We start from the raw sequence: 14477 nt of genomic DNA, 5'->3' as shown, positions 1-14477 counted from the left end.
GACGGCGTGCCGCGTCCCCCCGTCGTCCCGCGCGGGTGAGCGCCGCCGTCGAGGTCGCCCGCCCCACCGCCCGCCCGGCCGAGGACCCGGTCCCCGAGGGAGGCTGGCTGCGCCGGCTGGTCGGCTACTGCCTGCGGCACCGGTTCGACCTGTTCGGGGCCTTCGCCGCCGCGCTGCTCGGCTCGGTCATCGCGGCCACGGTGCCGCTGCTCACCCGCGAGGTCGTCGACCGGGTGGTCGCCGCCGACGCCGCCGGCACCGCCGCGACCGTCACGCCCTTCGTCGTCGCGCTGGTCGGCGCCGGGGTGCTGCGCTTCGCCGCCGGCTTCGTCCGCCGCTACCTGGCCGGCCGGCTGTCGCTGGACGTGCAGATGGACATGCGCAACGACGTCGCCGCGGCGCTGGCCCGTCTGGACGGGCCGGGCCAGGACCGGCTGCAGACCGGGCAGGCGGTCAGCCGGTCGATCAGCGACGTCACCCTGGTGCAGGGGCTGCTCGCGTTCGTGCCGCAGCTGACCGGCAACGCGCTGCTGTTCGTCGTCTCGGTGGCGGTGATGGCCTGGCTGTCGCCGCTGCTGACCGTGGTGGCGCTGGCCGTCGGGCCGGCGCTCTGGTGGCTGGGGCTGCGGTCGCGGCGGGACCTGTTCCCGGCGAACTGGGCGGCCCAGCAGCAGGCGGGCGTGGTGGTCGGGGACGTGGAGGCCGCCGTCACCGGGGTCCGGGTGGTGAAGGGGTTCGGCCAGGAGGACCGCGAGCTGGACCGGATCGACCGCGGCGCCCGGTCGCTGTTCGGCGCCCGGATGCGCGTCGTCCGCTTCACCGCCCGCTACAGCCCTGCCCTGCAGGCCGTGCCGGCGCTGGGCCAGGTCGGCGTGCTGGCGCTGGGCGGCTGGCTGGCGCTGCGCGGCTCGATCTCGCTGGGGACCTTCCTGGCCTTCGCCACCTACCTGGCCGCTCTGGTGTCCCCGGTGCGCCAGCTGGCCGCGCTGCTCACCATCGGCCAGCAGGCCCGCGCCGGCGTGGAGCGGGTGCTGGAGGTCGTCGACGCGCGGCCGACCCTGGTCGACGGGCCCGACGAGCTGCCCGAGGGGCCGCTGACCGTCGAGCTGGACGACGTCACCTTCGGCCACTCGGCGGACCGGCCGGTGCTGCGCGGGGTGTCGCTGCAGGTCCGGCCGGGGGAGACGCTGGCGCTGATCGGCACCGCGGGATCGGGGAAGTCGAGCATCGTCACGCTGCTGCCGCGGTTCTACGACCCGACGTCGGGCGCGGTGCGGATCGGCGGCCGGGACCTGCGGACGCTGCGGCTGGGCGCGCTGCGCTCGGCGCTGGGCGTGGTGTTCGAGGACAGCCTCCTCTTCTCCGACACCGTGCGGGCCAACATCGCCTTCGGCCGTCCCGACGCCACCGACGAGGAGGTGCGGGCCGCGGCCCGGGCCGCGCACGCCGACGGGTTCATCAGCGCGCTGCCGGAGGGCTACGACTCCGTCGTCGGCGAGCAGGGGCTCACGCTGTCCGGCGGGCAGCGGCAGCGGGTCGCCCTGGCCCGCGCCCTGCTCACCCGGCCGCGCGTGCTGGTGCTCGACGACGCCACGTCCGCGGTGGACACCGCCGTCGAGGCGCGGATCCACGCGGCGCTGCGCACCGGCGTACGCGACCGGACGACGCTGCTGGTGGCCCACCGCCGCTCCACCCTGGCGCTGGCCGACCGGGTGGCGGTGCTCGACCAGGGCCGGGTGGTCGACGTCGGCACGGCCGCCGAGCTGGAAGCACGCAGCCCTCTCTACCGGCTGCTGCTGTCCGGCATCTCCGCCGCCGAGGCGCCGGCCGCCGAGCCGGCTCCTCCTGGCGGGGTCACCCCGGCGGCCTGGCCGGAGGAGGCGCCGACCGAGGCGGACGCCGGCCCGCTGCCGGCCGCGGCGGCGTCCCTCGGCGGCCCCGGCGCGGCGGTGGCCGCGGCAGCGCCCACCGTTGCGCTGCGCGCGCTGGTGGACCGGCTGCCGCCGGCCGTCGACGAGCCCGACGTGCCCGCCGACCGGGCCCGGGCGGCGGACACCGACTTCACCCTGTGGCGGCTGCTCCGCCCGTTCCGCTGGCCGCTGGCCGGAGCGCTGGTGCTGGTCACGCTGTCGGCGATGGCCGGGCTGGCGATCCCCGCGCTGGTCCGCGACGGGGTGGACGACGGCATCACCTCCGGCTCGCTCCGGCTGCTGCTGGCGGTGTCGGGCATCGCGCTGGCGGTGGTGGCCGCCGACTGGCTGGTCACCATCGGCTCCACCTGGCTGACCGGGCGGACCGGCGAACGGCTGCTGTACACGCTGCGGGTCAAGACCTTCGCCCAGCTCCAGCGGCTCGGCCTGGACTACTACGAGCGCGAGCTCGGCGGCCGGATCATGACCCGGATGACGACGGACGTCGACGCGCTGTCGACGTTCCTGCAGACCGGCCTGACCACGGCGCTGGTGAGCCTGCTGACCCTGGTCGGCGTGCTCGTCGCGCTGGTGCTGATCGACGCGTCGCTGGCGCTGGTCCTGATGGCCACGCTGCCGGTGCTGGTGGTGGCGACGGTGTGGTTCCGGGCGCGTTCGGTGCCGGCGTACACCGAGGCCCGGGAGCGGGTCAGCGCCGTCAACGCCCGGCTGCAGGAGGACGTCGCCGGGCTGCGGGTCACCCAGGTGTTCGACCGGACCGAGCACTCCACGGCCGTCTTCCGCGGCTACGCGCAGGCCTACCGCGACGTCCGGCTGCGGGCGCAGCGGTACATCGCCACGTACTTCCCGTTCGTGGAGTTCCTGTCCGAGGTGGCGGCCGCCGCCGTCCTCGCCGTCGGGGCGGCGCGGCTGGCCGGGGGCACGCTGACCGCCGGCGTCCTGATCGCCTTCCTGCTGTACGTCGGCACCTTCTTCTCCCCGGTGCAGCAGCTGTCCCAGGTGTTCGACAGCTACCAGCAGGCCGCCGTGGGGCTGCGCCGGGTCCGGGACCTGCTCCGGCTGACGACGTCCACGCCGGCCGCCGCGGGGCCCCGGCCGGTGGGCCGGCTGCGCGGCGAGGTGCGGCTGGCCGGGGTCACGTTCAGCTACCCGGGCGCGCCGGAGCCGGCGCTGCGGGACGTCTCGCTGACCGTGGCGCCGGGGGAGACGGTGGCGCTCGTGGGGGAGACCGGGGCGGGCAAGTCCACGGTGGTCAAGCTGGTCGCCCGCTTCTACGACCCGACGTCGGGCGCGGTGTGCGTGGACGGCGCGGACCTGCGCACCCTGGACCTGCTGCAGTACCGCGGCCGGCTGGGCGTGGTGCCGCAGGAGGCGTTCCTGTTCGCGGGGACGGTGCGCGACGCGATCGCCTACGGCCGGCCCGAGGCCTCCGACGCCGAGGTCGAGGCGGCCGCGCGGGCGGTGGGGGCGCACGACGTCGTCGCCGGGCTGCCGCAGGGCTACCGGACCCGGGTGGGGGAGCGCGGGCGGGCGTTGTCGGCCGGTCAGCGACAGCTGCTGGCGCTGGCCCGCGCCGAGCTGGTGGACCCCGACGTGCTGCTGTTCGACGAGGCGACGGCCTCGCTGGACCTGGCCACCGAGGCCGCGGTCACCCGGGCCGCGGACGCGGTGGCGCGCCGCCGGACGACGCTCGTGGTGGCGCACCGGCTGAGCACCGCTGCCCGCGCCGACCGGGTGGTCGTGCTGGACGGCGGGCGGATCGTGGAGTCCGGTCCGCACGAGGAGCTGCTCCGCGCCGGCGGCGCCTACGCCGCGCTGTGGGCGGCGTACACCGCCGACGAGGACGCCGACCCGCTGATGGCGTGAGGACCCCGTCCTCCCCATCCCCGCGAGCTCGGGGCGGTGCGCCGGACGGTGCCTGCATCGTGAGTCGTCCTCGCTGGTCAGCAGCTCAGAACTGTCGTACCCCCGGGCTAGCTTCAGGTTGTGTTCGAGGCCGGTGGGTTCGGGGTGGCGGTGTCGCCTTCCCTGCTGATGCCTGCGGACTTCCCCGTCGAGCCACTGCCCCCGGGTGTCACCCGGCGACCGTCCCGGCTGACCGACGTGCTGGACCCGGCCGGGTTTGACGACCACGGTCTGGCCGGTGAGCTGGCGGCGGTGGGCCGTGCCCGGTCGCAGCTCGCCGCCTACGAGGCGGCGGTGGTGGCCGAGCTGGCCTCCCGGCGCCCGGCCACCACGGACCTGACCGAGGACCAGCCGGGTCACGGGGTCGAGGGCTGGGGGCCGGATCGGGAGCCGGCAGGGGTCTCAGAGTTCTTCGCCGACGAGCTGGCGGCACTGGCCCGGTGCTCGCCGGCGGCGGCGACCGGGCTGGCGGAGCGGTCCCTGGTGCTGGTGCACCAGCTGCCCACCACGTGGGCGGCGCTGGCCGACGGGCTCATCGACCTGCCGCGGGCCACCGCGCTCGTACGGGCGCTGGGTGGGCAGTCGATCGACGCCGGTGGGCCGGTGGACCCGGCAGTCCTGGCCGAGGTGGAGGCGCAGGCGCTGGACTGGGCGGTGGCCGGGGAGACCCCGGTCCGGCTGGCCGAGCGGACCGCGGCGAGGCTGATCGCGGTGGACGACGGGGCCGCCGACCGGCGCCGCAAGCGGGCCGAGCGGTGCGCGGACGTCACCGCCCGGGCGACCGCGGACGGCATGGGGCAGCTCGTCGGGGAGATGCCGATGCCGGCGGTGGCCGCCTGCCGGGAGACCCTGGACCGCTACGCCCGGTTCGCCAAGGCCGACGGGGACGTCCGGCCGATCGGTCAGCTGCGCGCCCAGCTGCTGGCCGACCTGATCCTGCGGCCGTGGGACACCTCGCGCGAGCCGGTGACAGCGCACCTCGAGGTCCGGGCACCGCTGCCGACCCTGACCGACCGTCCCGCCGAGGGTGATGCCCGGGCCGCGGCGCCGACCGACGAGGACGCGGCATCCGTGGACGGGGCGCCGATCACCGCCGGTCAGCTCCGGGCACTGCTGGAGCAGCTGGACGCGCTCTGCCCCGGCGGGCTGCAGGCCCCCACGGGCGGCAGACTGGACATCTCCCTGATCGACCCGCACACCGGAGCCCTGCGGGCCACGGTCACCCGCGCGGAGCTGGAGCGGTTGGCCCGCCGGGGTTGCCGCGACCACCCGCAGGACGACTGTGGTTGCGCGGTGCTGGACCGCCCGCCGCCGGTCGACCGGTACCAACCGACGCCGGCACAGCGGCGCTTCGTCCGTGCCCGCGACCGCACCTGCCGCCATCCCGGCTGCCGCCGCCCGGCGGCACGCACGGACCTCGACCACGTCGTCGCCTACGCGGACGGCGGCCACACCGACTGCGCGAACCTCTGCTGCCTGTGCCGCCGGCACCACCGGCTCAAGACCCATGCGCCCGGCTGGTCGTACCGGATGACCGCCGACGGCGTCCTCCGGGTCACCACACCCAGCGGGGTCACCCGCTCCACCCGGCCACCGGGCACCGACCTGCCCGCCGAGTGGTCACTGGCCCCGGTCCATCCGGTGCCGGCGGGGATCGCGGCGCCCGCCGACGACCCGCCGCCGTTCTGACCCCGCGAGCCGTCCTGACCTCACGGGTCATCCGTGCCCGGCGGATTCCGGTACCTGGTGCAGCCGATGCCCGGTGCCGGCGGCTGACCTACAGTCCGGTCTCGTGACGGTCCCGGCACGCGACGGCCACGACGCCCCGGCCCTGGGGGCGTCGCTGGCCGAGGTCGTCGCAGCCCTGGACGCCCGGTACGACCCCGCCCTCGCCGAGGACTGGGACGCGGTCGGCCTGGTCTGCGGTGACCCCGACGAGACCGTGCGCTCGGTGCTGTTCGCGGTCGACCCGACGTCCGCCGTCGTCGACGAGGCCGTCGCGGCCGGCGTCGACCTCGTCGTCACCCACCACCCGCTGCTCCTCGGTCCGGTGCACGGCGTGCCGGCCAGCGACCCCAAGGGCCGCGTCGTGCACCGGCTGATCCGCGCCGGCATCGCCCTGTTCACCGCCCACACCAACGCCGACCGCGCCGCCGACCACGGCGTCAACGACGCGCTCGCCGCCGTCCTCGGGCTGGTGGACCCCACGTCGCTGGACCCGGCGCCCGCCCCGCCGACCGACACCCTCGTCGTCTTCGCCCCGGTCGGGGACGCCGACCAGCTGCTCGACGTCCTTTCCGCGGCCGGTGCCGGCGTGGTCGGCGACTACACCCGCTGTTCCTGGCAGACCACCGGCACCGGCACCTTCCTGCCCGGCGACGGCGCGCACCCGGCGATCGGCTCGCCGGGCCGGCTCGAGCGGGTCCCCGAGGTCCGACTGGAGATGGTGGTCCCGCGCGGCCGCCGAGCCGCCGTCCGACGGGCCCTGCTCGAGGGGCACCCCTACGAGGAGCCGGTGTACTCCTTCTCCGCCAACGCGCCGGCCCCGTCCCGGGCGGGCCTCGGCCGCATCGGCGACCTGCCGTCCGCCCGGCCGCTGCGCGGGTTCGCCGAACTGGTCGCCGCCGTCCTGCCCCCGACGGCGGGCGGGGTCCGGGTCGCCGGCGACCCCGAGCGCCTCGTCCGGACCGTCGCCGTGTGCGGCGGCAGCGGCGGCTCGCTGCTGGCCGCCGCCACCGCCGCGGGCGCCGACGTGCTGCTCACCAGCGACCTCAAGCACCACCCGGTCTCCGACGCCGGCGAGTCCGGCGGACCGGCGCTCTGCGACGTCGCGCACTACGCCTCGGAGTGGCCGTGGCTCCCGGTGGCCGCCGACCTGCTGCACCGCGACCTCGGCGGCCGCGTCCAGGTCGCCGTGTCCGGGTGCCGCACGGACCCCTGGACCTGGCACGTCGGCAGCCCCGCCGAGCGGGCCGCCCGGCCCGACACGGGCGTGGTCGGAGGGGCCCCGCCGCGCGGGTAGGTTGGCCGCGTGCAGGCCGACCACTTCGACCAGCAGAAGCTGCTGGCACTCGCCGCGGAGGACGTCGCCCTCTCGCAGCTCGCCCACCGCAGGCGCACCCTCCCGGAGAACGCCGCCGTCGAGGCCGCCGAGGAGGCGCAGCGGACGCTGTCCGGCGACGTCGTCCGGGCCGAGACCGAGGTGCGCGACCTCGACCGGGAGCAGAAGCGCCTCGAGGGCGACGTGGACACCGTCCGTCAGCGCGCGGTCCGCGACCAGTCGCGCATCGACTCCGGGTCGGCCACCCCCAAGGAGATCACCGGGCTGCAGCACGAGCTGGAGTCCCTGCACCGGCGGCAGTCCGACCTCGAGGACCAGGTGCTCGAGCTGATGGAGCGCCGCGAGACCGCCGACGCCACCCTGACCGCGGCCCAGCAGGGGCTCGCGCAGGCCGAGGCCGAAGGCGAGCGGGCCACCCGGCTCCGGGACGACGCCCTCGCCGACATCGCCCAGCGGACCACCGAGCACCAGGCGAAGCGGGACGGGATCGCCGCGACGGTGCCGGCGGACCTGCTGGCGCTGTACGACCGGATCGCCAAGCAGACCGGCAGCACCGGCGCCGCGCACCTGCACGCCCGGCGCTGCGAGGGCTGCCGGATCGAGCTCTACGGCAACGAGCTGGCCACCTTCCGGAAGGCCGACCCGCACACCGTGCTGCGCTGCGAGAACTGCGGCCGGATCCTGGTCCGGACGGCGGACTCCGGCCTGTGAGGTCCACGAGGGCGACGGGCGAGCGAGCACCGCAGGGAGCGCCAGCGACCGGGGAGCGGAACGAGTCCGGAGTCGAGCGATGACTCGCAGGCTCATCGTCGAGGCGGACGGCGGCTCGCGCGGCAACCCCGGCCCGGCCGGGTACGGCGCGCTGGTCCGGGACGCCGACAGCGGGCGGGTGCTCGCCGAGCGGGCCGAGTTCATCGGCCGGGCGACCAACAACGTGGCCGAGTACGGCGGCCTGGTGGCCGGCCTGCAGGCAGCCCTCGACCTCGACCCGAGCTCGACGGTCGAGGTCCGGATGGACTCCAAGTTGGTCGTCGAGCAGATGTCGGGACGCTGGCAGGTCAAGCACCCGGACATGAAGAAGCTCGCCGTCCAGGCCCGCGACCTCGCCCGCCAGCTCGGCTCCGTCCGCTACACCTGGGTGCCCCGCGCGCAGAACGGCGCCGCCGACGCGCTCGCCAACAGCGCCATGGACGGCCGGCCGGTCCGCCGCGACCTCTCCGCCGAGCCGGTGGTGGTCGAGGACGAGGCCCAACCGGTCACCGAACCCGCGGCGGTGGTCACCACCGTGACCCACCTGCTGCGGCACGGACGGACCGAGCACACCCCCGAGCGTCGGTTCAGTGGCAGTAGCGACGTGGCGTTGTCCCAGCTCGGACGGGCGGAGGCGGCCGCGGCCGCGCAGCACCTGGCCGGCCGGGGCATCGACGTCATCGTCGCCTCCCCGCTCCAGCGCACCCGGCAGACCGCGGAGGCGGCGGCGGAGGTACTCGGCGTCCCGGTCACCACCGACCCCGACCTGCGGGAGCTCGACTTCGGCGACTGGGAGGGCCTGACCGCCGCCGAGGCGCAGGCGAAGAGCCCGCTGGCCTTCCGCCGCTGGTCGGGCGCGATCGACGTCCGCGCCCCCGGCGGGGAGTCGATCGCCGAGGTGTCCACCCGGGTGGCCCGCGCCCGGCGCCGGGTCCTGGAGCAGCACGCCGGGACGACGGTCCTGCTGGTCAGCCACGTCACGCCGATCAAGCTGATGCTGGCTGCCGGTCTGGGCGTCGGCGACGAGATCGTGCACCGGGTGTTCCTGGAGGCCGCGTCGCTGTCCACGGTCACCTGGTCCTCCGACGGACGCACCTCGGTGCGACTGGTCAACGACACCTCGCACCTGGCCTGAGGAGGACCTCGTGACCACGACGATCGCCGCCGGTGACCCGACCATGAGCCCGGCGGAGTACGAGCAGTGGGCCGCGGAGGTCCGCCGGCTGGCCGACGAGCGGGGCGCCGTCGTCCTGGCGCACAACTACCAGGTCCCCGAGATCCAGGACGTCGCGCACTTCACCGGCGACTCGCTGTACCTGTCCCGGGTCGCGGCGCAGACCGACGCCCGCGAGATCGTCTTCTGCGGCGTCCACTTCATGGCCGAGACGGCAAAGATCCTCTCGCCGGACAAGACCGTCCTGCTGCCCGACCACGCCGCCGGGTGCTCGCTGGCCGACAGCATCACCGCCGAGCAGCTGCGCGAGTGGAAGGCCGAGCACCCCGGCGCCGTCGTCGTCAGCTACGTGAACACCACCGCGGCGGTGAAGGCCGAGACCGACATCTGCTGCACCTCGTCCAACGCCGCCGACGTCGTCCGGTCGATCCCGGCCGACCGGGAGATCCTGTTCTGCCCGGACCAGTTCCTCGGCGCCCACGTCAAGCGCGTCACCGGCCGGCAGAACATCTCCATCTGGGCGGGGGAGTGCCACGTGCACGCGGGGATCAGCCCCGCCGACGTCCGCGCCCAGATCGCCGCGCACCCTGACGCGGAGGTCCTGGTGCACCCCGAGTGCGGCTGCACCACCTCCGTGCTCGACCTGGTCAGCTCCGGCGACCTCCCGGCGGACCGCACACGGGTGCTCTCCACCGGCGGCATGGTGGACGCCGCCGCGGCGACCACCGCCGGGCAGGTCCTGGTGGCCACCGAGATCGGCATCCTGCACCAGCTGCGGGCGCTCAACAGCAGCACCGAGTTCATCCCGATGAACGCCCGCGCGGCCTGCCGCTACATGAAGATGATCACGCCGGCCAAGCTCCTGCACACCCTGCGCACCGGCGTGGGCGCCGTGGACGTCGACGCGGACACCGCCGCCCGGGCGCGGAAGGCCGTGGAGGCGATGATCGCCATCGGGGAGCCCGGCCGCGGCGGCGAATGAGTCAGACGCTGAACCAGAGGTAGATCGCCACCGCGACGCCGAAGACCACGATCAGGATGCGCAGCGGCGTCGTGGGGATGCGGGTGGCGACCTTGGCGCCGAGGAAGCCGCCGAGCAGGCTGGCCGGCGCGCAGACCGCGACGTAGGCCCACTCGACCGGTCCGAAGATGCCGAAGACGACGACGGTCACGGTCGCGGTCACCATCGAGATGACGCTCTTCATCGCGTTGGCCAGCTTCAGCCGGTGCAGCCCCACCCCGAGGACGCCGACCAGGATCACGCCCAGCGCGCCGCCGAAGTAGCCGCCGTAGACGGTGGCCAGGAACAGCGCGACGTAGAGCCACGCCGGGTCGCGGGTCCGGCCGCCGTCCTCCGCCTTCTTCAGCCGCCTGGTGATCAGCGGCTGGAAGGCCAGCAGGATGCTCGCCAGGAAGACCAGGATCGGGACGACGGTGTCGAACGCCTCCGACGGTGTGGTCAGCAGCAGCACCGAGCCGACCGTCCCGCCCAGGACGGCGACGACGGAGAACCGGATGATCCGGCCGCGCTGGCCGCCGTACTCGCCGCGGAAGCCCAGCACCCCGCCGATGTAGCCCGGCCACTGGGCGATGGAGTTGGTGACGTTGGCCGCCACCGTCCCCAGCCCGAGGGCCACCAGGACGGGGAAGAGGATCAGCGAGCCGCCGCCGGCGATCGAGTTGATCCCGCCGGCCAGCAACGCGACCCCGGCGGCGATGAGCAGGTCGACGGCGGACACGGGCGCCGAGCCTACGGTGGGTGCCATGTCGACGTCGGCACGGGCGCTGCTGCTCCTCTTCGCCGGTGCGGGCGCCCTGCACCTGGTCCGTCCGCGCACCTACGACTGGATGGTGCCGCCGGAACTCGGCCCGGCCCGGCTCTGGGTGACCGGCACCGGTGTCGCGGAGCTGGCCACCGCGGCGCTGCTCGCGGCCCCTGCCACCCGCCGCGCCGGCGGGTGGTCGGCAGCGGCACTGCTGACCGCGTTCGTGCCGGCGCACCTGCACTCGCTCCGGGTGCTCCGGCACCGCCCGCTGCCGCTGGCCGTCGCGGCGGCCCGACTGCCGCTGCAGGTGCCGATGCTGCGGGCCGCGCTGCGGATCGCCCGCGGCCGCTGAGCCCGGTGCGTCGCGGCGTCAGCTCGCGGCGGTGCGGGCCGGCGGCGCGGGCAGCATCAGCAGGGCCAGCCCCTGGCCGGTCAGCCCGGCCCAGACGACGATCCCCGACCAGAACTCGACCGGGTACCAGACGCCCTGCGTGAGGTTCAGCGCGGCGAACCAGCCGGCGACCAGCACCATGGGCGACACCGTGGCGACCACCCGGAACGCCGGCCGGCGGTCCGGTCCCGGCCGCAGCCACTGCACCAGCGCGTCGGTGACCGCGCCGCCCACCACGGCGGCCAGCAGCAGCACGGGCTGGCTGAAGCCGTCGAGCGCGCTGGACAGCACCGCGGGGACGGTGAACAGCACGGTCGCTGTCCCGGCCGGTGGCCGCCAGCGGCGGACCACCAGGAGCAGCGGGCCGACGAACAGCAGCGTGGCGGTGAGCGCGGTGGCGACCCCGTCGGTGATCAGCGAGTAGCGCAGCGACTCGGCGTACTCGACGGGCGCGCCGGCGGCGTACGCCGCGGCCGGTCGGCTCGGCGCCCAGGAGGTGTACGGCGACCAGTACATGAAGAAGAACGCGAGGAGGGCGACGACCAGCGACAGCGACACCAGCGGCGTCAGGAAGGCGCGCAGCCGCGGTGCCGTCGGCCCGTCGGCGTGCCAGGCGTCGCGGAACGGCGACGCCAGGAGCAGCACCATGCCGGCGAAGAGCAGCAGGTGGGTCGGGCTGAACAGCGCGTCGATGTCCCGCTCGATGCCGAACACCAGGTGCCAGCTCATGTCGCCGACCCCGCCGACGGCGAAGAGGACCAGCCCGACCAGGCCCAGCCCGTAGCCCAGCGGGACGGCGGCGGCCCCGCGCAGTCCCTGTTGCTGGCCGCGCCGGACCAGCCACAGCAGCCATGCCGCGCAGGCGGCGAAGCCCGAGTAGAAGAGCCCGTGCCAGGGCGTGAAGAACGTCTCCAGCGACGTGTCCAGGTTGTTGTGCGCCCAGCCGTCGACGAACAGGCCGATCATCAGCCAGGTCGCCAGCGCCGCGGTGACCAGGTGCTGGCCGTAGGAGGCCCGGTGCCGGGTCGCCGGCGGGGCTCCCGTCGTCGACCGCAGGGCGGCCAGCCTGTCCATCGGCACTCGTGTCATGACATCCCCGTCTGCTCGGCCGGTGCGGGGAGCCTCCCGCGATCGGCGGCGGAGCACCAGCACGTCAGGCACCGGCGAGCCGGTGCCGATGCTCTCGCCCGGCAACCGTCGGTGGACGGCGGCAGAGTGGGGCCATGCGCAAGTGGTTGCCGCTGGTGGCGGTCTGCACCGGCACGTTCATGCTCCTGATCGACGTCACGATCGTGAACGTCGCGCTCCCGGACATGGCGCTGGACCTCGGGACGTCGTTCGGCCAGCTGCAGTGGGTGGTCGACGTGTACGCCCTCGCACTGGCCGCCCTGGTGCTGGGCGCGGGCTCGCTGGCCGACCTCTACGGACGGCGACGGGTGTACCTGGCCGGCCTGGTCCTGTTCGCCACCGCGTCGCTGGCCTGCGGGCTCGCGCCGGACGCCGAGCTGCTGATCGCCGCCCGCGCCGTCCAGGGCATGGGCGGAGCGGCGATGCTGGCCACCACCATCGCGCTGATCAACACCAGCTACGAGGGCCGGGAGCGGGGCACGGCGTTCGGCGTGTGGGGTGCCGTGGTCGGTGCGGCCGCGGCGCTCGGCCCGATCCTGGGCGGCGCGCTCAGCGAGCTGTCCTGGCGTTGGATCTTCTTCGTCAACCTGCCGGTCAGCGTGCTCGCCGTCTCCCTCACCGTCGCCGTCATCCGGGAGGCCCGTCAGCCGGGTGCCCCGCGGCCCGACGTCCCGGGCATCGCGCTGTTCACCCTCGGCGCCGGTGGCGTCGTCTTCGGCCTGGTCCGCGCCGCCTCCGACGGGTGGGGCGAGCCGGTGGCCTGGGCGCCGATCGCCGGCGGGCTGCTGGTGCTGGCCGGCTGGGTCGCCGTCGAGCTGCGCCGCGAGGCGCCGATGCTCGACGTCCGGCTGTTCCGCTCCCGGTCGTTCACCGGGATCATGCTGGGTGCGCTGCTGCTCAACGCGGCGGCCTTCTCCAGCAGCCTGTTCACCTCGCTGTGGCTGCAGTCGGTCCTGGGGCTCTCCCCGCTGCAGACCGGCCTGGTGTTCATGCCCCTCTCGCTGGTCAGCTTCTGCGTGTCCGCCGGCGCCGGGCGCCGCCTGCAGACCCTCCCGCCACGGCTGGTCGTGGGGATCGGGCTCGTGCTCGTCGGGATCGGCTCGCTGATGTTCCTCCCGGTCGACGGCGGCTCGAGCTGGACCGTGCTGGTGCCCGGGCTGGTGGTGCTGGGCATCGGCGTCGGCGTCGCCAACCCCACGCTGGCCTCCACCGCCCTGGCCACGGTGCCCCGGGAGCGCAGCGGCATGGCGTCGGGCGCGGTGAACACCGCCCGGCAGCTGGGCTTCGCGCTCGGGGTGGCGGTGCTCGGCACGGTGTTCACCGCCCGGACGACGTCCACGCTCACCGACGCCGGCACGCCGGACCCGGCCGGCACCGCCGCGGCGCTGTCCGGGGGGCAGTCCGCCGAGCTCGTCGGCGCGGCGCCGGCGGAGGCGCGCAGCGGGCTCCGCGACCTGTTCGCCGCCGCCTACGCGGACGGGCTGCGGGACGTCTTCCTGGCCTGCGGCGTCGCCGGGGTGCTCGGCGGGCTGCTGGTGCTGTGGCTGGTCCGCGCCGGCGCCCCCATCGGCGGGCACCAGCCGGCGCCGGTCGCGGAGCCCGCCCGGGCGCCGGGAGCGCCGTCGGAAGCGGCGTCGGAACCGGTGACCCGGTGACCGACGTCGTCCTGGTGCACGGCGCCTGGCACGGGTCCTGGTGCTGGCGGCGGGTGCTGCCGCGGCTGTGGGCGGCCGGGCACACCGTCGTCCCGGTGACGCTCAGCGGGCTGGGGGAGCGCGCGCACCAGCTGTCCCCGGCGATCACGCTGGGCACGCACGTCGAGGACGTGGTGACCGCCGTCCGGGCGCACGAGTGCTCGGGCGCGGTTCTGGTCGGGCACAGCTACGGCGGGATGGTCGTCACCGGTGCGGCCGACCGGCTCGGCGCGGAGATCGGGTCGCTGGTCTACGTGGACGGCGTCGTCCCGGGGCCGGGGGAGGCCTGGTCGACCCGGAACGACGCCGCGGTGCAGGCCGCGCGCCGCGCGGCGATCGCCGAGCACGGGCACCTGCCGCCGCCGCCCGCGTCGGCGTTCGGGCTCACCGGGGACGACGCGGCCTGGGTGGAGCGGCGGCAGACCCCGCAGCCCGGCGGGGTGTACGACGACCCGCTGGACTTCGACGCCGTCCGCTGGGCCGCCCGCCCGCGGACGTTCGTCGACTGCACCACCCCGCCGCTGGCCACCATCGACCCGTCGCGGGAACGGGTCCGGTCCCAGCCGGGGTGGGAGGTCGTGGAGCTGGCCACCGGCCACGACCCGATGGTCAGCGCGCCGGACGAGCTGGCCGACGTGCTGCTGGCGGTCGCCGGGCGCTGAAGGCCAGACTCTGGG

General features: G+C 75.6%; 11 protein-coding genes. 9 read left to right on the top strand and 2 right to left on the bottom strand.

Features of this window, described 5'->3' with window-relative positions:
* The first annotated feature begins 35 nt into the window (after nt 1-35).
* From ACWIX6_RS15620 to nadA, 6 genes are all read left to right on the top strand, one after another.
* Entirely contained in the window at nt 36-3797 is a 3762-nt protein-coding gene (locus ACWIX6_RS15620; RefSeq protein ID WP_448613356.1) for an ABC transporter ATP-binding protein, read from the top strand.
* 120 nt (nt 3798-3917) lie between these two features.
* The gene (locus tag ACWIX6_RS15615) at nt 3918-5525 is read left to right on the top strand and encodes an HNH endonuclease (protein WP_448613355.1); all 1608 of its coding nucleotides are present in this window, start codon (nt 3918-3920) and stop codon (nt 5523-5525) included.
* Nucleotides 5526-5628: 103 nt separating this feature from the next.
* Nucleotides 5629-6858 carry a Nif3-like dinuclear metal center hexameric protein gene (locus ACWIX6_RS15610; protein ID WP_448613354.1) on the top strand — a complete coding sequence of 410 codons (1230 nt, stop codon included), beginning with the start codon at nt 5629-5631 and terminating at the stop codon, nt 6856-6858.
* 9 nt (nt 6859-6867) lie between these two features.
* The gene (locus ACWIX6_RS15605) at nt 6868-7608 is read left to right on the top strand and encodes a zinc ribbon domain-containing protein (protein WP_448613353.1); all 741 of its coding nucleotides are present in this window, start codon (nt 6868-6870) and stop codon (nt 7606-7608) included.
* Between the two features lie 79 nt (nt 7609-7687).
* On the top strand, nt 7688-8782 hold the full coding sequence (locus tag ACWIX6_RS15600) for a bifunctional RNase H/acid phosphatase (protein WP_448613352.1): 1095 nt from the start codon (nt 7688-7690) through the stop codon (nt 8780-8782).
* A 10-nt stretch (nt 8783-8792) separates the two neighbouring features.
* Entirely contained in the window at nt 8793-9803 is a 1011-nt protein-coding gene (gene nadA, locus ACWIX6_RS15595; RefSeq protein WP_448613351.1) for a quinolinate synthase NadA, read from the top strand.
* A gap of 1 nt (nt 9804) precedes the next feature.
* Here nadA and ACWIX6_RS15590 read toward each other — a convergent pair whose 3' ends face one another.
* Nucleotides 9805-10560: a sulfite exporter TauE/SafE family protein gene (locus tag ACWIX6_RS15590; protein WP_448613350.1), complete on the bottom strand. Its 756-nt coding sequence runs from the start codon at nt 10558-10560 to the stop codon at nt 9805-9807.
* 25 nt (nt 10561-10585) lie between these two features.
* On the opposite strand from ACWIX6_RS15590, the gene ACWIX6_RS15585 reads away from it, so the two are divergent.
* Nucleotides 10586-10939, top strand: a complete 354-nt coding sequence (locus ACWIX6_RS15585; protein WP_448613349.1) for a DoxX family protein — start codon at nt 10586-10588, stop codon at nt 10937-10939.
* 18 nt (nt 10940-10957) lie between these two features.
* On the opposite strand, the gene ACWIX6_RS15580 is transcribed toward ACWIX6_RS15585, so the two are convergent.
* A complete protein-coding gene (locus ACWIX6_RS15580) occupies nt 10958-12067 on the bottom strand; it encodes a hypothetical protein (RefSeq protein WP_448613348.1) in 1110 nt (369 codons plus the stop codon).
* Between the two features lie 134 nt (nt 12068-12201).
* Between ACWIX6_RS15580 and ACWIX6_RS15575 the strand changes: the two genes are divergently transcribed.
* Together ACWIX6_RS15575 and ACWIX6_RS15570 are read left to right on the top strand one after the other, a co-directional pair.
* The gene (locus tag ACWIX6_RS15575; protein WP_448613347.1) at nt 12202-13761 is read left to right on the top strand and encodes an MFS transporter; all 1560 of its coding nucleotides are present in this window, start codon (nt 12202-12204) and stop codon (nt 13759-13761) included.
* Nucleotides 13758-14462: an alpha/beta fold hydrolase gene (locus ACWIX6_RS15570; RefSeq protein WP_448613346.1), complete on the top strand. Its 705-nt coding sequence runs from the start codon at nt 13758-13760 to the stop codon at nt 14460-14462. The genes ACWIX6_RS15575 and ACWIX6_RS15570 overlap by 4 nt, the downstream gene beginning before the upstream one ends.
* Nucleotides 14463-14477: the final 15 nt, after the last annotated feature.

The sequence above is a fragment of the Modestobacter sp. URMC 112 genome, from assembly GCF_053502575.1.
The sequence above is the reverse complement of the archived record's forward strand: the minus strand, read 5'-3'. Positions and strand labels throughout refer to the sequence as shown.